The 24,499-nt window shown below is 44.1% G+C and carries 24 protein-coding genes; 3 read left to right on the forward strand and 21 right to left on the reverse strand.

The window, feature by feature from the left end:
- Positions 1-5: 5 nt before the first annotated feature.
- Complete coding sequence (locus LJ707_RS17990) at positions 6-317, forward strand: DUF4286 family protein (protein ID WP_228953612.1); 312 nt, start codon at positions 6-8, stop codon at positions 315-317.
- A 73-nt stretch (positions 318-390) separates the two neighbouring features.
- Here the strand turns inward: LJ707_RS17990 and LJ707_RS17995 are convergent, their stop codons facing one another.
- The 19 genes from LJ707_RS17995 to LJ707_RS18085 all read right to left on the reverse strand — a co-directional run bounded on the left by LJ707_RS17995 (position 391) and on the right by LJ707_RS18085 (position 19,888).
- On the reverse strand, positions 391-1,200 hold the full coding sequence (locus LJ707_RS17995; RefSeq protein ID WP_228953614.1) for an OmpA family protein: 810 nt from the start codon (positions 1,198-1,200) through the stop codon (positions 391-393).
- 3 nt (positions 1,201-1,203) lie between these two features.
- Positions 1,204-1,869: a DUF2461 domain-containing protein gene (locus LJ707_RS18000; RefSeq protein WP_228953621.1), complete on the reverse strand. Its 666-nt coding sequence runs from the start codon at positions 1,867-1,869 to the stop codon at positions 1,204-1,206.
- A 45-nt stretch (positions 1,870-1,914) separates the two neighbouring features.
- Positions 1,915-2,193 carry a hypothetical protein gene (locus LJ707_RS18005; protein WP_228953623.1) on the reverse strand — a complete coding sequence of 93 codons (279 nt, stop codon included), beginning with the start codon at positions 2,191-2,193 and terminating at the stop codon, positions 1,915-1,917.
- 13 nt (positions 2,194-2,206) lie between these two features.
- Positions 2,207-2,779, reverse strand: coding sequence for a DUF420 domain-containing protein (locus LJ707_RS18010; RefSeq protein ID WP_228953625.1), 573 nt, complete (start codon positions 2,777-2,779; stop codon positions 2,207-2,209).
- A 9-nt stretch (positions 2,780-2,788) separates the two neighbouring features.
- Entirely contained in the window at positions 2,789-3,490 is a 702-nt protein-coding gene (locus tag LJ707_RS18015) for an SCO family protein (RefSeq protein ID WP_228953629.1), read from the reverse strand.
- Positions 3,490-3,843 (reverse strand): cytochrome C oxidase subunit IV family protein, encoded by a 354-nt coding sequence (locus LJ707_RS18020; RefSeq protein WP_228953631.1) that lies wholly within the window; start codon positions 3,841-3,843, stop codon positions 3,490-3,492. The genes LJ707_RS18015 and LJ707_RS18020 overlap by 1 nt, the downstream gene beginning before the upstream one ends.
- A 30-nt stretch (positions 3,844-3,873) precedes the next feature.
- A complete protein-coding gene (locus LJ707_RS18025; protein ID WP_228953633.1) occupies positions 3,874-4,584 on the reverse strand; it encodes a cytochrome c oxidase subunit 3 in 711 nt (236 codons plus the stop codon).
- A 22-nt stretch (positions 4,585-4,606) separates the two neighbouring features.
- Positions 4,607-5,146, reverse strand: coding sequence for a cytochrome c oxidase subunit 3 (locus LJ707_RS18030; RefSeq protein WP_228953635.1), 540 nt, complete (start codon positions 5,144-5,146; stop codon positions 4,607-4,609).
- 42 nt (positions 5,147-5,188) lie between these two features.
- Entirely contained in the window at positions 5,189-6,049 is an 861-nt protein-coding gene (gene cyoE / locus LJ707_RS18035) for a heme o synthase (RefSeq protein WP_228953637.1), read from the reverse strand.
- Entirely contained in the window at positions 6,046-7,107 is a 1,062-nt protein-coding gene (locus LJ707_RS18040) for a heme A synthase (protein ID WP_228953639.1), read from the reverse strand. The genes cyoE and LJ707_RS18040 overlap by 4 nt, the downstream gene beginning before the upstream one ends.
- 86 nt (positions 7,108-7,193) lie before the next feature.
- Positions 7,194-9,080: a cbb3-type cytochrome c oxidase subunit I gene (locus LJ707_RS18045; protein WP_228953641.1), complete on the reverse strand. Its 1,887-nt coding sequence runs from the start codon at positions 9,078-9,080 to the stop codon at positions 7,194-7,196.
- A gap of 19 nt (positions 9,081-9,099) precedes the next feature.
- On the reverse strand, positions 9,100-10,317 hold the full coding sequence (locus tag LJ707_RS18050) for a cytochrome c oxidase subunit II (protein ID WP_228953643.1): 1,218 nt from the start codon (positions 10,315-10,317) through the stop codon (positions 9,100-9,102).
- A gap of 50 nt (positions 10,318-10,367) precedes the next feature.
- On the reverse strand, positions 10,368-11,654 hold the full coding sequence (locus tag LJ707_RS18055; protein ID WP_228953645.1) for a quinol:cytochrome C oxidoreductase: 1,287 nt from the start codon (positions 11,652-11,654) through the stop codon (positions 10,368-10,370).
- A gap of 12 nt (positions 11,655-11,666) precedes the next feature.
- The gene (locus LJ707_RS18060; protein ID WP_370632422.1) at positions 11,667-12,242 is read right to left on the reverse strand and encodes a cytochrome c; all 576 of its coding nucleotides are present in this window, start codon (positions 12,240-12,242) and stop codon (positions 11,667-11,669) included.
- Entirely contained in the window at positions 12,235-12,771 is a 537-nt protein-coding gene (locus LJ707_RS18065; RefSeq protein WP_228953650.1) for a DUF3341 domain-containing protein, read from the reverse strand. Before LJ707_RS18065 ends, LJ707_RS18060 begins: the two co-directional genes overlap by 8 nt.
- Positions 12,771-14,246, reverse strand: coding sequence for an NrfD/PsrC family molybdoenzyme membrane anchor subunit (gene nrfD / locus LJ707_RS18070; protein WP_228953652.1), 1,476 nt, complete (start codon positions 14,244-14,246; stop codon positions 12,771-12,773). The genes LJ707_RS18065 and nrfD overlap by 1 nt, the downstream gene beginning before the upstream one ends.
- 25 nt (positions 14,247-14,271) lie before the next feature.
- Complete coding sequence (locus LJ707_RS18075) at positions 14,272-17,340, reverse strand: TAT-variant-translocated molybdopterin oxidoreductase (protein WP_228953654.1); 3,069 nt, start codon at positions 17,338-17,340, stop codon at positions 14,272-14,274.
- Between the two features lie 44 nt (positions 17,341-17,384).
- Positions 17,385-18,650 carry a c-type cytochrome gene (locus LJ707_RS18080; protein ID WP_228953662.1) on the reverse strand — a complete coding sequence of 422 codons (1,266 nt, stop codon included), beginning with the start codon at positions 18,648-18,650 and terminating at the stop codon, positions 17,385-17,387.
- Between the two features lie 254 nt (positions 18,651-18,904).
- On the reverse strand, positions 18,905-19,888 hold the full coding sequence (locus tag LJ707_RS18085; protein WP_228953664.1) for a deoxyhypusine synthase family protein: 984 nt from the start codon (positions 19,886-19,888) through the stop codon (positions 18,905-18,907).
- A gap of 188 nt (positions 19,889-20,076) precedes the next feature.
- Between LJ707_RS18085 and LJ707_RS18090 the strand changes: the two genes are divergently transcribed.
- Complete coding sequence (locus LJ707_RS18090; RefSeq protein ID WP_228953666.1) at positions 20,077-21,213, forward strand: polymerase; 1,137 nt, start codon at positions 20,077-20,079, stop codon at positions 21,211-21,213.
- A 127-nt stretch (positions 21,214-21,340) separates the two neighbouring features.
- On the opposite strand, the gene LJ707_RS18095 is transcribed toward LJ707_RS18090, so the two are convergent.
- Positions 21,341-22,126, reverse strand: coding sequence for an O-methyltransferase (locus tag LJ707_RS18095; protein ID WP_228953669.1), 786 nt, complete (start codon positions 22,124-22,126; stop codon positions 21,341-21,343).
- Positions 22,127-22,167: 41 nt separating this feature from the next.
- Between LJ707_RS18095 and LJ707_RS18100 the strand changes: the two genes are divergently transcribed.
- Positions 22,168-23,025: a transglutaminase-like domain-containing protein gene (locus LJ707_RS18100; RefSeq protein WP_228953671.1), complete on the forward strand. Its 858-nt coding sequence runs from the start codon at positions 22,168-22,170 to the stop codon at positions 23,023-23,025.
- 77 nt (positions 23,026-23,102) lie between these two features.
- Here LJ707_RS18100 and LJ707_RS18105 read toward each other — a convergent pair whose 3' ends face one another.
- Positions 23,103-24,014 carry an alpha/beta hydrolase gene (locus LJ707_RS18105; RefSeq protein ID WP_228953673.1) on the reverse strand — a complete coding sequence of 304 codons (912 nt, stop codon included), beginning with the start codon at positions 24,012-24,014 and terminating at the stop codon, positions 23,103-23,105.
- Positions 24,015-24,499: the final 485 nt, after the last annotated feature.

The raw sequence follows: 24,499 nt of genomic DNA on the forward strand, positions 1-24,499 counted from the left end.
GTACCATGATTATTTACAACGAAACTGTTATTGTGGAAGAAGCCAGCCATACCGAATGGCTTACCTGGATGCAGCAAACTCAATTGCCCGCTATTATGGCTGCCGGCCACTTTAAACAACATAACATATTACACGTAATGGATTCGCCTAACGAGGGGGTTACCTATTGCGTACAATACCACGCCGATAAACTGGAAGATGTAGAGGCTTATTTTACTAATCACCTCGACGGATTTCAAGCCGAGCAACAACAACGTTTTGAAAACAAATTGGTAACCTTCAGTTCGCTGATGCAAACCGTACCGGCTATATTTTAAACCAAAGCCGCGCTATATAAAAAAGGGATCGTTATGGTTAACGATCCCTTTTTTTATAGCTTAAAGCCTGATATTATTTTGTAGATATCAGGTTATACAACTCATCCAGCTTAGGGCTGAGTACAATTTCAATACGCCTGTTCTTAGCCAGTGCTTCGGGAGTGTTACCCGGGTCAATCGGCTGAAACTCGCCTTTACCCGTAGCCGTTATGCGGGCCGGATCAATATGCTGTTCCTCTGTTAAAAAACGGCTTACCGATGTAGCACGGAGTACGCTTAAATCCCAGTTATCTTTTATCTGGCCAAGGTTTTTGATACGCTTGTTATCAGTATGCCCTTCAACAGATATATTGATGTCGGCCTCTTTATTCAATACCGCCGCTAATTGTGTAAGCGCCTGTTTACCCTTATCATCAATCACTATACTACCCGAAGGGAAAAGTAATTTATCAGTGAGCGATACATATACTTTGCCGTTACGGATATCAACGCTCAAACCACTTTGTTGAAAGCCTAATAACGCCTTTTGCAGTTTATTCTTTAGCGCGTTGGTAGCTTCATCGCGTTTACGCAATATCTCCTCAACCTCTTTTAACCTTGCCTCGCGCTTCTGTAAGTCGCTTGATAGTTGGTTAACCTTGCTTGAGCTTGCCGTGTAGTTATTATTCAGGGTTTTGTAGTTGCCATTCAGCTCGGCCAACTCACGGGTAAGCCTGGTTGAGTCGCCTTTAAGGCGTGACAATTCTTCTTCCAGCGTTTCAGACCGTTGAGTTAACGAGTCGATCTGCGCCAGCATAGCCTTATGTTTTTTAGGGGATAAAATAACGCACGACTGTATAAACAGCGCTGCAAATAAAAAAGCGAAAAGGTACTTTATCTTCATAGTTTAAACGATTGCATTATTCAGGAAAACGTTAAGCGGGTAGATATGGCTGCATACCGCTGCTACATTAGCTACAATATCCTTTTTGATCACCTCACTATCGGTAAGCTTGCGCCAGGCCACAAAGCTTTTTAGTTTTAACAGTTCAATATTCTCGTTATCGGCAGCATAATCGCGTGGGTTGGTTTTCAATTTCTCCTGGTCGCGAAAGTGGCCAAACAGTTTGATGAATTCCGGTGCGTCAACTATTTCTTTCAGCTCATGGGCATTATAGTCAATCTCCTGCCTTATGGCCTTTAGGTGGTTAGCCTCAGGCATCCAGTATCCACCTGCAATAAATGAATTGCCCGGTTCTATCTGCACATAATATTCAGAGCCACGGCTGCCGTTAGGGTGTTGACGTGGAATGGTGATACCGAAATTCTTTTTATACGGGGTTTTATCAGGGCTGAAACGAACATCGCGATAGATCCTTAAAACACATTTTTTAGGATCTGCATCCGTATTAACACCAGGATCAATACCGGCCAGCTCCTTAATCAGGCTGGCAGCAAATGCAATTACATTTTCGCGGCCCTGATCGTGCCGGGCCTTGTTGGCCATAAACCAGTCGCGGTTATTGTTTTGGGCGAGTTCTTTTAAAAAATCAAGCGTTTCCTTTTTTATCATAGGTAGTATTAAGGGCTGACCGCTTGTTGCAAGAGGGCAGATTTTTTAGTTAAGGTGCAGCTTCTCGTTACGCATGTTAAGCTCAACATTCTCTTTACGGCGATATTTTTTATACCAAACGTAACCACCTATGGCAGCGGCTATGTAAGGCATGGCCAGCAGGTAAAGTATACCGTTGTTAAGGCCGGCTGTTTCGTTACCACCATTTTGCGCGTTGGACTCAACAGTGGCCGAACACATGGCGCATTGCGCCATCACCACATCGCTGCTAAGCAATATTAAACCGGCAACCATGGCCACAAAAAACAGTTTAAAAGCCTTCATATAACAAAGTTAATTAAAAATGGTAATATGGCGATATCATCAGGTAAACTACAACGCCGGTAATGGTAACATACAGCCATATCGGGAATGTCCACCTAACCAGCTTGCGGTGTTTTTCAACCTGCATTTGCAACCCGCGGTAAAAACTCAAAAGTATTAACGGCAGCACACCTGCCGCAAGTATAATATGCGTAATTAAAATTACAAAATACACATAACGTATGCCGCCTGCCTGTGCCTTCTCCGCTTCGGACACGATGTGGTCGCCGTTTATGTCGCCAAAATTGGTTTCAGGGGCCAGGTAATGAAACAGGATGTACGATACGAGAAATAATGACGACAGGCAAAATGCCGCAATGTTCACCCTTTTGTGCATAGTGATATTACCTTGCTTAATAAAGTATAACGATATAAGCAGCAATACAGAACAGGTGCCATTAAATATGGCGTTCAGTTTCGGTAAAAAGTAGGTAAATGAGGGCAGCTCGGCCGGGGCAGGTATTATTTTACGGTTAAGAATGATCACAACCAATAAAACAAACACCGAAACGGCAGCTACAAAACGAAATATGAACTTATCACTCATGTTAAAAAATCAATTGGGGGCTTTTATTTTACGAAGTTCTTCGGCTATCTGCACTTTTATCTCATCATTCAGCTTATTTACTTCGGGTGCCGATGTAGCAGTGTAATACCCTCGGATGTGCTTGTCGGCATCTATCAGTACCAGTTTATCGCTGAAGATAAATTCCTTGTCGTTCACCTTCAGGGCGTTCACTAAAAAGCCGTTACGGGCAAGGTTATATACCGAAGCGGTATCGCCTGTTAAAAACAGCCACCTGCCCGCGGGTACATCCTTATACTTTTCGGCATATTGCTTTAGTATCCCGGGAGTATCATGCTGCGGATCTACCGAGATGGACAGGAAGTAAACCATATCATTCTTACGGTAATTGAGCGCCAGCTTGCGTACGTTATCATTTATACTCTTGCAAACATCAGGGCAACCGGTGTAGAAAAAGCTGGCTACAAATATTTTCTTATCAAAGTCGTTTGTTGATACTTCTTTGCCATCCTGATCGGTAAGTTTAAACTGCGGGAGTGTATGGTAAGTAGTATCGGGTATCTTTTCGCCATGAAACTTATGGAACGTACCCGAAAGCTTTTTAGGGCCGAAGTAGTTGAGCCCTTTATAGCGGTTTTTACCGCCAACGGTAAGTAAATAATATAAAAATCCCGGTACTGCAAGTATGAGTACCAGGATTATCAGTTTCTTTCCTAAGCCGGAATTACGCATTATCTGATAAGATCGATCCAGTGGTGGCTTTCGTTTGTAAGTACAAGGATCAAACCGATAATGAACAATATAGGCACTACCAGTGAGTAGATCAGGCCTACCTTTTCAAACTTTAAGTGCATAAAGTACGCTACAATGTAGAATGCTTTAGCCAGTGTAAGTATGATATAGATTGGGTTAGCAACAGTGATGTTGATAATATCCTTTGGAACAAGGTACAAAGCGATAAAGAACTCTATAACGGTGATGCCAAGCAGTATTAAAAAAACCTGAACTATCTTTCCGCGGCTCATTGCATTGTGTTCTTCATGGCCATGCTCATCATGTACATGAGCGTCTGTATGTTGTGACATAAATTTCTTATTTATTTATCAATGAAATAATCAAACTAAATAGAAGAAGGTAAATACGAATACCCAAACCAGATCTACAAAGTGCCAGTATAAACCGACCTTTTCAACCATCAGGTAGCTGCCACGGCGCTGGTAAGTGCCTGCCAGTACATTGATCAGGATAACGATATTAATAATTACACCGCTGAATACGTGGAAACCGTGGAAACCGGTAATGGTAAAGAACAGGTTAGCAAACTGCTGCGTATAGGTTGCTGAAGGAGCAATGCCTTCTTTAAAGAAGTGGTCCAACTCATGCGGAATACTACCCCACCAAAAACCCTCATGGTGCAAATGCGCCCATTCTAAAGCCTGGCAACCCAGGAACATGAAACCACCAATAACGGTAGCTACCATCCATCCGGCTACTTCCTTTTTAGCATTACGATGGCCGGCCTCAACAGCTAATACCATGGTAACCGAGCTCAAAATGAGTATGAACGTCATGATACCTACGAAAACCAGCGGGGCACCGTGATCTATCATACCCGGAACTGACTGAAAAATCAACTCCGCTGATGGCCACGCATCCGCGCTGAAACGCAAAGCACCATAAGCTATTAATAATGATGAGAAAGTGAAAGCATCCGATAACAGGAAGAACCACATCATCATTTTACCGTACTCTACCGAAAAAGGTTCACGACCTCCGGCCCACGGCGTAGTCTTAACTTGATCAATTTGTGATACTGTTGTACTCATTTGTACTCGTTTGTAGAATTAATTATTTCTGGTTCAAAAGTAAAAAAACATACAGATAAATCCATATAATATCGACAAAATGCCAAAATATAGCCGACATTTCCATCCAAAAAATACGTTTTACCTGTGGTATATTGCGGTAGCTCCCTACCAGCGAATTTAGTAGCAACAACAACCCGGCCACTATGTGCAATAAGTGCATACCGGTAAACACGTATATAAACGATTGGCTTGCATTTGGGTTTACAAAATAAACACCCATATCAACCAACTGGCTCCAGCCGTTAACCTGCAGCACGAAAAACGCGATACCCAAGCCAATGGTGATCCATAAAAACAACCGCTGCATGGTAAACTTTAGCTGTTTAGCCGCCTTTGATGCCAAAAACATGCTTAAACTGCTTAACGCTATGGTTATAGTACTATATAAAAATATAGGCGGAATAGTAATACTAAGCCCTTTGCCCTTTCCTCCAACATACACAATGAAACCACTTGTAAGCGCGGCGAAAATCATGAACGAGGCGAACACGATCAGCCACATCACAAATTTTTTTGGCATGTAATCTACTCTATCCTTTTGTTGTATTTGAGCCATCATCTTTTACACTTTTCCTATAAAATCAAACAAAAACATTAACTGCACCACCGGCAGGTATAAAAACGAACCGTACATCAGGCTCTTGGCCGATTTGATATTCCGGTTGCGTATCAGCATAAAACCCTGGTACAAAAATACCAAACTTAACAGTAACGATACTATGCCCACATAAATTCCCCCATAGCCATAATAAGTTGGCAACAGGCTTACCGGCAGCATAATTATGGTTGAAACAAATGCGAAAACCGCGCTTACCATATCCCGGTTACCCGAGGGCAGCAAACGGAAACCAGCCAGTTTATAATCATCATCCAACACCCAGGCAATAGCCCAAAAGTGCGGAAACTGCCATACAAACTGCACCGCGAATAATACCAGCGCTATCTCATCAATTTTTGGGTGCGCGGCCACATAACCAATAAGCGGCGGCAATGCACCCGGTATAGCCCCTACAAACACCGCTATAGGCGATTTACGTTTTAACGGCGTATAAGCGAAGGCATACAGCAGTATAGAGAATACCGAAAGGAAACCAGCCGTTGGGTTAAGGCTGCCTAACAGGTAAGTACCAAAAATACCCATAAAAAGGCTTAACACAAGGGCTTGCCCAGTTGTCATACGTCCGGCGGGAATCGGCCTGTCGGCTGTACGTTTCATCAGTTTATCCAAATCCTTTTCAATGATCTCATTAAACCCGTTGGCTGCTGAGGTTACCAGGAAGCCGCCGATGATCAGCATCATCCAGTTTTTCCACTCAATAACTCCGTTTACCTTACTGCCGATAAGGAATGATATAGATGCCGAGAACGTTACCAAAAAGGTAAGCCTAAGTTTAATTAGTTTTGAAAAATCGCCAGCTTTCATACTCTCCCTCCCTGTATCTCAACTGAACGGTATAAGTTCAAAAACAAATAGAATTGCGCGCCAAATACAAGGCTCGCCAACAAAATATGCGAAGCTTGTGCAAAAGGCGGTAATGCCCAATATGATAATACCACACCGGTAACTATTTGTAGCATGATCATTAAAAACGTAAAACTCATAAACTGCTGCTGAATAGAATGGCGGCTAAAGTTACGGCGCAATAAAGCGTAAAGCAATATATTCACAATCAGCACCAACAGGGCCAGGTTGCGATGGTTATGAAATATTTCACCGGCATTCTCCACCCATGTTTCGCGGTAGCCGCCCAAAAGATGGTCGGATACGGAATCTATCTTTTCACGCACTTCGGTACCAATAGTTATTTGTACCAGCGAAAGCACTAAAGCGATCACTGTTATTACATAAATAATACCCTTTTTGTGAATACGCGGCCTGCCTAAAGTTTTAGCCATGTGGTAGGTGGTTATGCTGATAGCCAGTATAGCGATGGCCAATAACATATGTACCGTAACTATCCATGCAACCAAATTGGTTGATACCACTATGGAGCCAAGCCACGCCTGGTAAACCACCAAAAACAAATTCAACACACTTAGTATAACGATAAGTTTATTACTGCGCCAGTATTGAAATGAATAGATGGCGCTAAGCAATAAAAATATACCACAAACGGCGCCTACCAAACGGTTAATATATTCCGTCCACGTTTTGGCGGCATTAAATTCTTCAGGCAGCAATATCGACCGGTCTTCACGGATACGTTTGGCCATATCGTTGTATCCAAAAAGATCAAGCGTTTTGGCAAAGCGCTGGTTTTTTAACTCACGCTTTTTTACGTATTGCTCTTTATAATCCTTTGGTAATTGTGATACATCAGTAGGCGGAATGTAGCCCCCAAAGCACTTAGGCCAATCGGGGCAACCCATGCCTGAGCCCGTGCTGCGTACAACACCACCGGCCAGTATCGTTAAAAAAAGCAAAATAACAGTGATAAGGGTTATCGTCTGAAATCTGTTCTTTGCTTTGTTGTTACTCATTATAATTCCTAAAAATTTAGGGTACCTGCCAGGGAATAATTCCGGTACAGATACCCTAAAAAGATCAGATCAGTAAGCGCGGAAGCTTATTTTACTTCCTCGTTAGATCTTTGTGTATTTGTCCATTTATTGTACTCATCCATACCTACAGGATTATTTTCAAAATCGTGCGGCAGGTTTGAGCTCATAGTTTCAGAGTAAGGTACTGTTTGAGGAATAAAGTCCTCATCGTGGCCAGGCTTGCTGTAATCATACGGCCAACGGTATACCGTTGGGATATCACCAGGCCAGTTGCCGTGAATTCGCTCGATAGGCGTAGTCCACTCCAGGGTATTTGAACCCCATGGGTTCTGCGTGGTTTTTTTACCGAAGAATATAGAGTAAAAGAAGTTGAACAGGAATGCCACCTGCGCAACGGCCGCCATAATAGCCGCCCAGGTAATAAAGGTATTTACTGACAACCAACGCTCAAATGACTCGAACTCGGTGAAAGCGTAATAACGGCGTGGCACACCATCCAGACCCATAAAGTGCATCGGGAAGAATACCAGGTAAGCACCGATGAAAGTTATCCAGAAGTGCAGGTAACCCAGTTTTTCGTCCATTAAACGGCCGAACATTTTAGGGAACCAATGGTAAACACCGGCAAGCATACCAAATATAGCCGCCGAACCCATTACAAGGTGGAAGTGGGCAACCACGAAGTAAGTATCGTGCAGGTTGATATCCAGGGCGGCATTACCCAGGTAAATACCTGTTAAACCACCAGAGATAAAGAATGATACCAGGCCAACAGCGAACATCATGGCCGGGGTAAAGCGTATATTACCCCTCCAAAGGGTAGCCAGGTAGTTAAATGTTTTTACTGCCGATGGTACCGCGATGATCAGCGTAGTGATCATGAACACACCGCCCAGGAACGGGTTCATACCCGTAACGAACATGTGGTGACCCCATACGATGAACGAAAGTACGGTGATACCTATCAGTGAATAAACCATCGCGTGGTAACCGAAGATCGGTTTACGTGAGTTGGTTGCAATAATTTCAGATGAGATACCCAGTGCAGGCATAATTACGATATATACCTCCGGGTGACCCAGGAACCAGAACAAGTGCTGGAACAGGATAGGGCTACCACCCTCGAAAGGCTGAGGTACACCACCCAATACAATGTCAGACAAATAAAAACTTGTACCAACGCTGCGGTCAAATATCAATAACACCACACCGGCAACCAGTACCGGGAATGCTAATACACCCAGGATAGCGGTAAGGAAGAAAGCCCAGATAGTTAAAGGCATTTTCCAAAGATCCATACCCTTTGTACGCATGTTTAGTACGGTACTAACATAGTTTATACCACCCATTAACTGCGATGCTACGAACATTACCATACTTACCAGCCACAAGGTCATACCCATATCCGAACCCGGCATTGCTTTAGGCAAGGCTGAAAGCGGCGGATAGATGGTCCATCCCGGACCGGCAGGGCCTTTCTCAACAAAGAAAGAACCTATCATAACCAAACTTGCTAAAAAGAATAACCAGTACGAAAGCATGTTCATGAAAGGCGAAGCCATATCACGTGCACCCAATTGTAATGGAATAAGCAGGTTACTGAAAGTACCTGATAAACCGGCTGTTAACACAAAGAATACCATGATGGTACCGTGAATGGTTACTAACGACAGGTAGAAGTTAGGGTCCATACGGCCTTCAGGCGCGAAACGGCCTAAAATAGTTTCCATCAAAGGGAATGCTTTATCAGGATATGCTAACTGTATCCTGAATAGGATTGACAATAGCATAGCAAATACTGCCATTATAATACCTGTAATAAGGAATTGCTTGGCAATCATTTTGTGATCCTGGCTAAATACGTATTTAGTCAGGAAAGTATCATGATGATGTTCGTGACCGTGTTCGTCGTGGTGTACTCCGTGATGATCCTGAACTGATAATGTTGACATAATCGCTAATTCTATTATATTAATTGTTTAATGCTAACCTGTTTTCTGACTTTTCTTCCTTTTGCTCTGTTTCAGCAAAGTGTAACTCTTTCTTCAACGCATCTGTCAGATAAGGTTTTTGCTGTGCAAGCCATTTTTGGTACTCGGCTTCGGTAACAACACGTACAACCTTTTGCATGTTGTAGTGGCCACCACCGCAAATTTTGTTGCAATAAAGCAGGTACTCAAATTTAGCATTATCTTCTTTAGCCTTCATTTCGCGGGTTGTAACCGTTGGGGTGAACTTAAAGAAAGTTGGCAAACCCGGTACAGCATTCAACTGAACACGGAAGTGCGGCATATAAACGCTATGGATAACATCCTGGGCATGAATATTCAGGCGGATAGATTTGTTAACCGGAACAACTAAAGTATCGGCAACTAAATCGTCCATTGAGTGTTTGTCTTTAAAATTAACACCAACCTTGTTTGTACCGCTAACCAGCTTATAGTTCATTTCACCTAACTTTTGGTCTTTACCCGGGTAACGCAGCTCCCAGGCAAACTGGTGGCCAACAACCTCAATATCGATAGAAGCGGCTTCGCCTTCGGCATCAACATGGTTAGTGATCTTTCTCCACGTAGTAAAACCAAACACCACCAACACGGTAAGTACTATAGCAGGGGCAATTGTCCACGCAGCCTCAATGGTGTTGTTATGCGGATAGTAGGTTGCTTTACGCTTATCAGATCCACGATACTGAAACAGGAAGCCAAATAGTAACACCTGTGTAATTATGAACACAACAACCGTAATACCAAAGGTTATAAAGAACATGGTATCCAGACTTTCACCGTGTACTGATGCTGCTGATGGCAATATCATGGCACCTTGTGTGGTGAATGACCAGTATGAACCATATAAACCAAGTATCAGGAACAGCAGGAACAGGATGCCTGTGATGTTGTTCCAGTTCATTGGTTTTTTGCCTTGTATCTGCTTTGTAAGATCGTACACGCGCAGGATTTTACCAACAATGGCAACCGCAAAACATACTACTAAAAATAGCAGAATATAATAGAACGGGCCTGCCCATACGCTTGGCTTATCGGCAGCGTTGGCAGCAGCGGCTGGAGCCCCCTCTGCGGCTTTGGTTGTTGATTCAACCTGTGCCATAAGCACCTGGGTGCCAAAAAGGGTCAGCATCGCAAATAGCGAAAGTAGTTTTTTAGAATTTATAAGTTTTTTGAATGCCATTTTACTGCTTTGTTTGGTATTCTGTATTTTGAGTGCAAAGTTAACAATATTTATATGTGGTGATGTAAGCTCTCCTCAAGGAATGGATGTTTTTTAGGGATCATTGATTTGAACTTGCTTAACGAATTGAATGTGAAGAAAGTAAGCAAACCGATAAAGCCTATAGCTATAAACAGTTCCTGGATGCCGTACATATCAAAGATATGAACTTCGTGGCCCGGCTCATGGTGTATAGTACCCGGCATAATCATCAGGTAAAAATCAAGCCAGTGACCGATCAGGATAACGATGGCGGTAATTTTTAACCTGCCTGCCAAACGCTTAGCATCACGTGACATTAATAATAATAATGGCGACAGAAAGTTCAATACAATGTTTAACCAAAACCACCATTTGTACTCAGGCTCCCAGCGTTTGTAAAAATATACGGTTTCTTCAGGCATGTTGGCGTACCAGATCAGGAAGAACTGTGAGAACCAAACATACGTCCAGAAGATAGAGAAGGCGAACATCAGTTTACCAAGATCATGCAGGTGGTTTTCAGTAACCCATTGCATGTAACCTTTGTTGCGCAGGTACAGTACTATCAGGGTAATAACGGCTAAACCGCTAACGTGCATGGCAGCAAGGTTATACCAGCCAAACATGGTTGAGAACCAGTGCGCCTCTAATGACATGACAGTATCGAAAGCGAATATCGGGAAGGTAAAACCGAAGATCACCAAAAATATACATGACATTTTAAAGCTCTTGTTGTAGTTGAACATACCGCCCAGTTCATCCTCATTGGTTGAGTACTTAACCAGCAAGTGGCCAAACAGTGAGTAAAGGAAGGTTAAACCAACAATCACGATAAAGAAAACAGGCACATTAAGAAATGCTGATTTACCCGCGATGGTAGCATCGTAGTGCTCACTGGTAACATCGGTTAAACCGTGTGCCGCCCAGTGGCCGTAAAGGTAAGGCATCACTTCTTCATGGCCTTCCTCATTCACTACGGTATGGGTAGTGAACAAACCTGCAGCGGCAACAATGATCAATATCACAGCCGCAACCGGTAATACTTTTGCCATAGCCTGTGGTACACGCAGTATTGAGGCTGACCAACCGGCCTGTGCCACATATTGGTAAGCTAAAAAGAATACAGCGGCTGTACATACACACGCAAAGTAATAGCTCATAAGCAATAAGTTACTGAACGTGCGTTGTATTGAATCGCCACCGGCCAAAAAACCGTAGGCAACTCCCACCACGCCAATAACTATGGCTATTAAACTCCAGGTTTTTATTTTACCTGAAAATTCGTATCGTTCGTCAATACTTGTATGAGTACCCATTAATATTAAGTATTATAAAGTTTGTAAATGGTGAACATAGGCAACTACTTTCCAACGCTCCTGCGGCGACAGTTGCGAAGCATAAGAACCCATTGCGTTTACACCGTAAGTGATTGTATGATAAATTTTACCATCGGTAAGTTCTTTCATGGCACCACCGCGTGATGACTGCCCTTTTGAGTATGATGGCGGCGCAGGATAACCATGCGAAACCACCAAACCATCGCCCTGGCCTGTTACACCATGGCATGGCGAGCAAAAGTGCTCATATAGTACTTTACCATCTTCAAAATTCTTTTTGGTAGCAGGCAGCGTGCTTTTTACCACTACACTGGCACTGTCATAACCTCCTTTAGTGTTCGGAAAGTCAAAGCGAACAAAGCCTACAGGTATTGTACCCTTTGGTGGTACCTGCGCGGTTTTGCCATCAGCAAAGTTAGGGTTGGACTGATCCGGGTCGTACGCTATATGCCTGTACATATTGGGAGCGTATTCCCAACCTGTACTTCTCTTGTCTTTGCATGATGTAACTAATATCGATGCAGCGATAGAGAAGGCTGTAATGCCCAATATCTTTATTTTATTCATAGCTAACATACTTCCTTTCGTTATGCTTTATTTCAACAGCTCCAGCTTCTTTTAACAAATTGGTTATATCCTCGTGTGGTATGTTTCCTTTAGCGTCAACAGCTATAATAAACCTGTCGTCAGTTGCACGCAGGTCCATTACACGCGGGGCACGGCCCGGAAACAGGTGCGTAGCAGCAAAAAAGGTAAACACCATACCAAATGCGGTCCAAAGGATGGTCCACTCGAAAGTGAACGGTACAAACACCGGCATCGGGAAGTTTGGCTTACCGCCGATGTTCATCGGCCAATCATGCACCAGGGTATAATAAACAATGCTGAATATTACTGATGCACCAAGGCAACCAAAGCAAAATGCCGCGTAACCTAAACGTGAATCTTTGATACCTAATTTGGCTTCGATACCGTGTATAGGCATTGGCGAATACACATCATAAATAGGTATGCTGTTTTTTTGTAGCTTTTCGATCCCGTGCATCATATCATCCGGATCGTCAAAATGGCCTAATATAAATTTTGTGCTGCTCATTATTTTATAGTTTCGTAGTCTGCCAGGTCAACACTGTCATACTTTTTTAACGCGTCTTTATAATCTGCCACTTGCTCAGCGTCAAGATGGCCGTGATCTATCAATTTCTTTTTAGCCTGCTCGCTTGATGATTTCAGCAACAGTTTCACCTCGGCCATTGCCACTGAAGGCAGGAAGCGGATGAACAACAGGAACATGGTGAAGAACAAACCGATAGAACCGATGAACACACCCACGTCAACCCAGCTTGGATAGAACATTACCCAGCTTGAAGGGATATAATCGCGGTGTAATGAGGTAACAATAATTACGAAACGCTCAAACCACATACCGATGTTCACCACGATTGACAGCGCCCATGAGAATGGAATGCTTGTACGTAGCTTTTTGAACCAGAACAACTGCGGAGAGATCACGTTACATGACATCATGCTCCAGTATGCCCACCAGTACGGGCCGGTTGCACGGTTGATGAATGCGTATTGCTCATACTCAACACCTGAGTACCACGCAATGAAGAATTCGGTTAAATAAGCCACACCTACTATTGAACCTGTAAGGGTGATGATCTTGTTCATTGATTCGATGTGGAACATCGTAATGTAGTTTTCAAGACCTAATACCTTACGGGTAACCAGCAACAGGGTTTGTACCATGGCGAAACCTGAGAAGATCGCACCCGCAACGAAGTATGGCGGGAAGATGGTGGTGTGCCATCCCGGTTCAAGCGAGGTAGCAAAGTCAAATGATACGATGGTGTGTACCGAAAGTACCAGTGGCGTTGATATACCTGCAAGAATAAGCGATACGGTTTCAAAACGCTGCCAGGTTTTTACTGAACCTGACCAGCCGAATGATAATATTGAATAGATGCGGCGGCGAAGACCCGGTACTGCACGGTCACGAATGGTTGCGATATCCGGCAATAAACCGGTGTACCAAAACACTAATGATACCGAGAAGTAAGTTGAGATCGCGAACACGTCCATCATCAGTGCCGAGTTCCAGTTTACCCAAAGTACATACTGGTTTGGCAGTGGTAATGTAAAGTAAGCTAACCAGGGGCGGCCCATGTGCGCTACAATGTATGTAGCCGCGCAAATTACCGCGAAGATGGTCATCGCCTCGGCAGAACGGTTGATAGAGTTACGCCAGTTTTGACGGAACAATAATAACACCGCCGAGATAAGCGTACCGGCGTGGCCTATACCTACCCACCATACGAAACCGGTGATATCCCACGCCCAGCCTACAGTTTTGTTTAAGCCCCACTCGCCCAAACCATACCAAAAGGTAAGGCTGATGCTTACTACCCAAAGCAAAGCACCCAAAGAGGCTACAACAAAACCTATCCACCAGGCTTTGTTCGGTTTATTTTCTACAGGGAGTAAAACCTCATTAGTTATCTGGGCATAGGTGATGTTCTTGCCCGTAATTAACGGTTCCCTGATTATTGATTCACTGTGAGATGCCATATATATTATATCTCTTTTGTAATAATTAAGCTAATTCGTTTTCAATAGTGTTCCTAACCTTTACCTGGTAACCAATACCCGGTTGTACGTTAAGCTCCTGTAACACGTAATAAGTTCTTTCGCTCTTAAGTGCTTTTGAAAGCTCTGAGTTAGGATCATTTGCATTACCGAATATGATAGCGTTTGCAGTACAGGTTTGCTGACAAGCAACTTTGATCTCGCCATCAGTAAGCGGGCGTTTCTCGATCTTAGCTTTCAGTTTACCGGCTTGTATACGTTGTACGCACATTGAGCATTTCTCCATCACACCACGGAAACGGGTAGTAACGTCAGGATTCAACACCAGTTGCGTATGCTCGTTTTGCAGGTAGTTATCAAAACGTGAATCATTCCAGTAGTTGAACCAGTTAAAGCGGCGTACTTTGTACGGACAGTTGTTAGCGCAGTAACGTGTACCTACGCAACGGTTGTATGCCATTTGGTTCAAACCCTCTGATGAGTGTACGGTAGCCAGTACCGGGCACACTGTTTCGCAAGGCGCGTGATCACAGTGCTGGCACATCATTGGCTGGTGCACCACGGTAACGTGATCAAGATCTTCCAGTTTGGCAATCTCTTTCTCTTTAGTTACCAGGCCGGTTTCCTCGTCGGCTGCCGCCTGTCCGTTTTTTTCGTAGCTGTAGTAACGGTCAATACGGATCCAGTGCATTTCACGACGGCGGCGAACCTCGTCCTTACCAACAACCGGGATGTTATTCTCGGCGCTGCAGGCTACAATACAAGCACCGCAACCGGTACAGGCATTAAGGTCGATAGCCATTTTCCAGTCGTAAACCGGGCGCTCGTGGGCTTCCCACAAATCGTATGTTTTATGCTCCTTACCGTGGTCAGTACCTGCGGCAGGGTCTTTTAAGTACTCTTTTAAGCTAACCTCACGGATAACGTCACGACCTTCGTATGAATGGTGTGTTTGAGTTTGGGCAAGCGGCGATACTTCACCTGTTTTTGAAATGGTAGCTACCAGTGTTTTACCGATAGTGCCATTGCTGAAACTTGCAAAAGGATAAGCGTTTTTACCTACGCTGTTACCTACCAAACCCGAATGGGTACGGCCGTAACCTACAGCTACCGAAACGGTACCCTGAGCCTGGCCCGGCTGTAACAATACAGGTACTTCAATTGAGTAACCGTTAGCTTCTATCTTCACTACGTCACCCTCTTCAACACCAAGCTTTTCAGCATATTTAGGTGCAAGGGCAGCATAGTTGTCCCAGGTAACTTTTGATACCGGATCAGGCAACTCCTGCAACCATGGGTTGTTAGCATAGCTACCATCACCAATGGCCGTGTTGATGTAAAGCTGAAGTTCAACTTTATCATCACCGCTTGCAGCAAGCTTCGCGCTGTTAGCAGCGATCAGTTGCGCGGCAGCACTTACATTAGCGGCATTGGTAACCGGTGCAGCAGTTTTAGGGGCAACTTTTACAAAACCGGTTTGCAGTAAAGTTTCCCAACCGCTCTGGCCTGACAGGCCGCCTAAAGTAAGCAGGTTATTAACCCAGTTATTGCGTACGTAAGTGTAATAATCAGTAACCGCGTTCTCGCTCCATATCAGTAAGCTCTGCTCAGCCTGACGGGTGTTGTATACCGGGTTGATGGTTGGCTGCAATACTGTATAGTAGCCTGATACCGCGCTGTCATCACCCCATGATTCAAGGTAGTGATGGTTTGGCGCAATAACATTGGCCAGATCAGCAGTTTCATCCTTTTGGCTCGAGAAAGATACTTTAAGCTTGATTTTACCCAAAGCGTCCTTAACATCTTTCGCGTTAAAGTAATCGTAAGCAGGGTTAGCGTTCAGGAAGATGGCTGCGCCAACTTCGCCGCGTTTAGCTTCATTTATAAAGGCCACGAATTGTGCATCGTTACCTTTGTATTGGTTTGATGGATTATCCAGGTCAATAGTAGCGCCGTAGCTGCCTAACAATACGTTAATGGCATTGGCCACAACCTGGTTAGCCACCTCGTTTGAACCTGCTACCACAAGCGCTTTACCTTTGGCGGCAAGCAACTCCTTAGCAGCAAGTGTTACCGCTGTAGCGGCTTTTGCGCTTTCCAGTTTTTTAGTGCCCGGCAGCGTAGTGCCTGATATGGCATTATATAACGCTACAAGTACTAAACCTTCTTCAGATACTTTTACAGGGATACGGGCATCGGCGTTAGTACCGGTGATGCTCATACCGCTCTCGAACTGAATGTGGCGCGACATCTTTTTAGACTCAAGCGCCTTGCTGCCGCGGTTTGATACGTATTGCTTGGTGAACTCCTCACCTGAGATCCATGAACCCAGGAAATCGGCACCAACGCTAACAATAACGTCAGCCTTATCAAAATTATAATGTGGCAATACCGCTTTACCAAAGCTTTGCTGGTTAGCCTGTATTATGCCTGTGTACGAGAAAGCATCGTAGTTAATGTGTGCCGCGGCAGGGTATTTAGCGATGAAATCGTTAATTACCGCTTGTGTTGACGGGCTGTGAACAGTTGAGCTGATAATGCGGATCTTTTTACCGCCGGCTTGTGCAGCCGCCAGTTGTTGCTTTACAAAAGCATCCACTTCATCCCAGCCTGCATCGCCGCCGTTTAATTGCGGATCTTTAAGGCGGTTGGTATCATACAGGTCAAGCACTGATGCCTGCGCCTGCGCGCTCAAACCACCACCTGCTAAAAGGTCACCTGGGTTACCTTCAACTTTAATTGGGCGGCCTTCGCGGGTTTTAACCAAAATTGCGTGGCCGTTATAAGTTGAAGTATAGTAGTTAGCCACACCAGGGGTAACCTCTTCAGGCTTTATAAGGTATGGTATTGATTTATGAACAGGCACTTTTTGGCAGGCAGCCAATGTAACGGCACCCACACCAAAGCCCAGTGCTTTAAGGAAATCACGGCGCGGAGTTCTTGAAGCAAGGCCTGCACCGCTCAATACTTCCTCAATCGGAAGCGGCTCGGCAAACTCGTGCTTGTTTTTCTCAACAAATTCCGGCGTTTTGTTTAGCTCCTCTAAACCTTTCCAGTATTTTTTATTGCTATCCATTTAAGCTATATAAACTGTAATTGCTAAGTTTTAAATCTCTGATATTAATAGTGACATTTAGAACACTCTAAACCACCCATTACGGCTGCAGATACTTTCTCACCCTTCTTGATCATGTCGTGTACCTTGGTCATCTTATCATAATAAGCGTTACCTTTAAAGTTAACCTCTGTACGTTTGTGGCACTGTATACACCATTTCATGGTAAGCGGTGAGTATTGGTAAACCTCAGGCATGGTTTCGATAGGGCCGTGGCATTGCTGACATTTTACACCGCCAACTACTACGTGCTGTGAGTGGTTGAAGTAAGCAAAGTCAGGCAGGTTGTGTATACGTACCCACTGAATTGGTTTAGCCTGTGTGCTGTCATAAGTACCCTTGTCCGGATCGTAACCCAGCGCGTCATAGATCTTGTGGATCTCAGGCGACTCGGTTTTAACTACTTTGTGGCAGTTCATACAAACGTTGAGCGACGGGATTGAAGCGTTTTTAGATTTGTATGCGCCTGAGTGGCAGTATTGGCAATCTATCTTCATGGCACCTGCGTGCAGCTCATGTGAATATTTGATTGGCTGTACCGGTTGGTAGCCCTGGTGCATGTTGGTGTTCCACATGGTTACCCAGCTCCAGCTACCCATCGCGATAGCGCCGCAAAGCACTACAAAGAATACCAGCTTTTTATTTTTAGCCAGCTTTTTTATCCCGGCCAAGCGGTCAACAGGCTCGCCCTCAACTTCAGGCTCCTCGTCAATTACCAGGTCTTTGTTTTTAAGCAACAGGCGCTCTAACGTGCCGATTACCTTGTTCAATACCAGGATAACGATGAACGCGATAACGATAACGCCGATCAACCCCCAGATCAACAATGCGCTTGGGCCTGTTTCAGCAGGAGCAGCAGATGTTGCACCACCAACAGGGGCAGCGGTAAGCTTTTTCTGCTCATCACGGGCATAAGCGATAATGTCGGTAACATCAGCGTCGCTCAGCTCCGGGAAAGCCGTCATCGGGATCTGATTGTACTCATTAAAGATCTTTACCGCTTTAGGGTTTTTGGCAGCTACCAACGCCTGGCTGTTCTGTATCCATTTGATCAGATAAGCATCGTCAGTTTCCGACGTAATTTGCGGACCAAGGGCCGGACCCACGAGCCTTTTATCGATCTTGTGGCAGGCAGTACACTTGGCTTTAAAAATAGTTTCACCCTTCTTCGGATCGCCCTGAGCATTGGCCGCAGTGGTCATTGCAGTAAGGCCCGCAAGCAGTAAAACCGTTCTTGAAAATTGTTTAAAAAGTAATGAGATATTTCTCATAAAGCGTGTTTATGCTGAATTATATTTATTAAAATTTTAAAAACAGGACGGTATTGATGCCGTTTATCCAATTTTTACAGCCACAAAAGTAAAATTTATTACAGTATGGCTGACAAAGAAATGACAGTTATCAACAATTTATAATCGTTCTAAACAAGGCTAAAAACGCTTTAAATGGCCTTTATTTCCATTTTTTGTGTATATCTGTTTAGCCACACATTTTTTGTTGACAAAAATCATTTTTGATTTTTTGTTTATTGTTTTAATATCCAGGCAAAAATGAGCGGCGCTACAATGGTCGCGTCAGACTCTACAATGAATTTCGGTGTATTCACATCCAGCTTACCCCAGGTGATCTTCTCATTAGGCACCGCGCCCGAGTACGAACCGTATGAAGTGGTCGAGTCAGATATCTGGCAGAAGTAGCTCCAGAACGGAATATTCTCCATCTCCATATCCTGGTAAAGCATTGGCACAACGCATATCGGGAAGTCGCCCGCTATACCGCCGCCGATCTGGAAAAAGCCGATGCCTTTACCTTCCGAATTTTTTACATACCAATCAGCCAGCCATGCCATATACTCAATACCACTTTTTATGGTAGTAGCTTTGATCTCGTTCTTAATCACGTATGAGGCGAAGATGTTACCCATGGTTGAATCTTCCCAGCCCGGTACAACAATCGGCAGGTTCTTCTCGGCAGCAGCCAGCATCCACGAGTTTTTAGGGTCAATCTCGTAGTATTGCTCCAACTCGCCGCTCAGCAATATCTTGTACATAAATTCATGCGGAAAGTAACGTTCACCGGCGGTATCGGCATCTTTCCATATTTTATGTATATGTTTTTGTAAACGACGGAAGGCTTCTTCTTCGGGGATACAGGTATCAGTAACACGGTTGTAGTGGTTCTCTAACAAGTCCCACTCATCCTGCGGACTAAGATCACGGTAGTTAGGTACGCGTTTGTAGTGCGAGTGCGCTACCAGGTTCATGATATCCTCTTCAAGGTTAGCACCTGTACACGATATAATATCGATCTTTCCCTGGCGGATCATCTCCGCAAGCGAAATACCCAGCTCGGCAGTACTCATGGCACCGGCCAGGGTAACCATCATTTTACCGCCTTCGGTTAAATGTGTTTCATACCCTTTGGCAGCATCAACCAATGCCGCGGCATTAAAATGCAGATAATTTTTCTCGATAAACTGTGATATCGGCCCTCTTGCTTCTGTACTCATGATGGTTACTTGTTAATTTTTTGCAAAAGTAGCTATTTTGTTGGGATGCTTATTTTAAAATCTGAAATCGTGCGCAAAGCGTACCATAATATATTATAAGCGTAACATCATTTTAAGTTATGGTAAAACAAAACCGGGTTATGCTGTTATAATAAATTCGCATCTTAGCAGCACCTTTATCATTACTGATGAAAAAACTTTTTATAGCGCTTTTACTGGTTACGGGCCTGCAACCTGCCTTTGCCCAAATGCGCTTTTTACCAAAATTTGTACGTAAAATGCTGTTTGAGCAGGATAGCAGCAAGCATAGCAGCTTTTTTATATTACCGGTACTTAGCTCAGCCCCCGAAACAGGTTTAGAAGGCGGCGGCTCGGCACTGTATTCATTTTATACGGATACATTGAATGAGGGTACCCGCGTATCAAACATATTTGGCTATGCTACCATTACCACCAAAGGCCAGAGCCGTTTTAGCCTGAGCACCAATTACTGGACACCGCAAAACAAGTATCATTATACAGCCACCGTTAGCTACATTAACTTTCCGTTTGATTATTTTGGTACAGGCAATGAAACCAGCAAGGCCGATCTTGACCGCCTTGGCCAAAAACGCCTGCGTATAAACCTGACCGCTGAGAAACGCATCAGCAAAAACTTATACATAGGTATTACAGCCGGCGGCCTCGATTATAAGTTTACCGATAAGGAGCCCGGAGGCATTTACCAAACATTGCAACGCAGCCAGCAGCCCGGAGGCGGCAGCATACTGTTTGCCGGGCCAAGCTTTGTTTTTGACGACCGCAATAACAACACCTACACTACCAAAGGCGCAGTAGTTACCGCTTACTTTAATTTCATGAAGGGCATGTTCAGTAATAATGATTATCGCGGCGGCCTGCTAAACATTGAGTACGCGCAATTTTTTTCGCTTAGCAAAAAACTGGTATTGGGTTTTAACGCGCAGGAGCAAAGCCTGGTAGGCTCGCGCGAGCCATTTTATTTGTTACCGGCACTGGGTAATGACGAAATTATGCGCGGCTACTACAATGGCCGCTTTCGCGATCGGAACCTGATCGCAGCGCAAACCGAACTGCGCTACCGTATAACCAGCCGTTTTGGCATTGTTGGGTTTGGCGGCGTAGGCAAAGTATTTAATAATGATTTTGACCTGGATGGCTTAAAACCAAGCTATGGCCTGGGCGGCCGGTACTTTTTTGACGTAGAAAAAGGCCTGAGCATGCGTGTTGACTATGCCCTCGGCGAGCAACGCCCCGGCGAAAAGCGCCAAAGCGGTTTATATTTAAGTTTGGCTGAAGCATTTTAATCCCCTTCAGGTTAGCGTAGTTTTAGGCGTCATTGCGAGGTACGAAGCAATCTCTTTACAACATTCCTACTTGATTTGCTCAAAGAGATTGCTTCGTACCTCGCAATGACGGGTTTTCTGTGCCCCATCAAAACTTCACCAAAAAATCCTCCTTAGCCTGCCCCTTTTTAAAGTACACCAGGCCTATCCAAAACAAATCGACCGTGGCTGTTACCTGTGGATGGGCTTTTATTTGGGCCCAGGCTTCTTTCATGCCTTCGCTCCAGTAAATATCATCAAATATCAGTAAGGTATCCTCATGTACATGGGGCAGGCACCATTCAAAATACCGCAGCGTAGCTTCCTTTTGATGATTACCGTCAACAAACACAAAGTCGAGTTTAGGCAGGCTGTTTATTATATTATATAAAGTATCGTCAAAATTACCCACGGTAAGCGCAATATCGTTCAACTTTTGACCGGCAAATTGCTGCCCGGCTACCGCTGCTGTTTGGGGGCAACCTTCAAGCGTATATACTTTTGCCTTTGGGGCGGCCTGTTGCAGATACAGCGTAGTAACGCCAAGACAGGTACCCAGCTCAATAATACTTTCGGGCCTGGAGTGTGCTGCCAGGCGGTATAACAGTTGAGCCAGTTTGGGTGGTTTAAGCGCGTTTTTGGCAATATCGGCAATGCGTTTTTGCTTATTGTTGTTTACATGCGAGCCAGCGCCAAGGTCAGTCACGGTAATGCTGCGGTCATCGGCAAGTAAATGTTTACGTACCTGCTCTATATGGGCATACACTTTTTTGGGTGCAAAATCGTATATTACTTCATCAACCAAATGGTAAACAAATGGCGAGTGGATACCGTGACGGGTTTTGGCACTAAAACGATGCCTTAAATAATCGGCAGCAAACCTGATGTTGAACATGGTTGTAAAATTATATAATTACTGATACTTTACTTATAAGCATGTTAAATACCGCAGAAATAAACTCACTGATAAAACTGCTCGATGACCCCGATCAGGAGATATTTGAGCATGTGCACCAAAAATTACGCTCGTTAGGCGGAGGAGCGATAGAACACCTTGAAGCCGCGTTTACCGAAGCATTTGACCCGCTTTTGCAGGAGCGCATTGCCAACCTGGTACATGAAATACAGTTCGGGCTGTTAAAAAATGATCTGAAACTTTGGATACACAGCGGCGCGTTCGATCTGCTGCAAGGCGCGCTTATCATTAACCGTTATCAATATCCCGACCTTGATGAACAGAAAGTGATTAACCAGATAGAGGCCATTAAGCGCGATATATGGCTGCAGATGATGAATGAGGGCAGCCCCGTTGAGCAGGTAAAGCTGATAAACCATGTGTTTTACAATATATATGGCTTTAGCGGCAATACCACCAATCATCAAGACCCACAAAATAGTTATCTGAACCAGGTGCTCGAAACCAAAAAGGGCAACCAGATCTCGCTTGCCATTATTTACTCTATAGTAGCCCAAAAACTGGATATACCGGTTTATGGCGTTAACCTGCCGCAGCACTTTATTTTAGCTTACCTTGATGAGGGTAGCCAAAGTGAGTTTGAAAGCGGCATCTTGTTCTACATAAATGCCTTTAACAAGGGCTTTATTTTTGGCCGCAGGGATGTGGATATGTTTTTAAAGCAGCTTAAACTTAACCCTGACAAGCAGTTTTACGAACCCTGCTCCAATACAGATATTATTAAACGCGTTATCCGCAACCTGATCAGCGCCTACGAGCACCTTGGCTCTGCCGATAAGGTTACGGAATTGAATGAGCTATTAGAGATTGTTGAGTAGAATAAAGTGAGCGGTTTGCAGTGCACTGATTATATTTTTAAAACTTTTATGCAAACTGCTCACTGCAAACCGCAAACTTATTTACTAAGCCATCCGTTGGATGCCATCCAGTTGGCGAGGCTGTTGAACCATAGCTCCTTTGTGGTTGGATTTACCAGCCCGAAACCATGACCACCCGCTGGATACAGGTGCATTTCGGCCTTTACTTTATTAGTTAGTAAGGCGTTGTAAAAATGCAAACTGTTTTGCACCGGCACTACGGTATCATCTTCGGCATGTACCAAAAACGTTGGTGGCGTTTCGGGTGTTACCTGCAACTCGTTGCTAAATTCCCTAACCACATCGGCTGAAGGATCTTTGCCGATCAAATTTTCCTTCGAGCCCTGGTGGGTAAATTCGCCAAAGCTTATTACCGGGTATATCAGCATCCCAAAATCAGGGCGCAGGTTAGTGTTATTTTTATTGGGGATGACCGCCTTATTAAAGTGAGTGATGCCTGTTGATGCCAGGTGCCCGCCTGCCGAAAAACCGATGATGCCTACCCTGTCCGGTTTTATCTTCCACTCGGCGGCGCGTTCACGTACCATTTGCACGGCACGCTGCACATCCTGCAATGGGCCTATCTTTTTATCTGCCATAATAGAATCATTAGGCAGCCTGTACTTAAGCACGAATGCCGTAACACCTATCTTATTAAATTCCTTTGCTATGGCATCGCCCTCGTGTATTGATGCCAAACCCGCGTAGCCGCCGCCGGGTAAAACAATTACCGCCGTGCCGTTAGCCGTACCCGGAGCAGGCAAATAGGGCGTAAGGGTAGGCGTGCTTACTTTTAATATCCAGCTCCCTTCTTCCAGCTTTTCAACATATGTTTTAGGAGCAGGTTTTGCACCTGGTATACCATCAGGATATAGTATTACCGATTTTTGCTTTTGTGCGAAAGCGTTTACTGAAAACAGGATAAATAAAGGCACGATAAATTTTTTCATAACTGGTTACTTAACCAAATGTATACATTTTTATGTAACGCCTTTATTTACAATATAACAAATTAAAGGCGATCGCTCAATCTCGATTGCCAATATTTTTGCCTGTAGTTTTTATCAACAACTCAAAAAACACATTCAAATTTATTGTTTAGAGCATATTATTTTAAGATAATGAATTTTAAGAAGATATTTTATAAATTATTTTCAATAAAATGATTGTTTTATTACATTAGCTAAAACAAAATCAATATTTAAACACATTTTGTTTGTCTAAATCAAAATTAAACTCATAATTCATTTTAAAAACTTGATATTTTATAACTTTTTTAATTAAAAACACAATTAACCCTAACTAAAAAACGCGAAATGAAAAAAATCCTACCCTTTTTACTCCTGGTGGTGGTCGTGGTGCTCGCACTCCTCTATCCATCGGTTGACGTTACCACCATTGCCGACAGCAAGATTGACAGCGGCGATACCGCATG

Source organism: Mucilaginibacter sp. UR6-1, from assembly GCF_020880975.1.
Lineage (GTDB): Bacteria > Bacteroidota > Bacteroidia > Sphingobacteriales > Sphingobacteriaceae > Mucilaginibacter.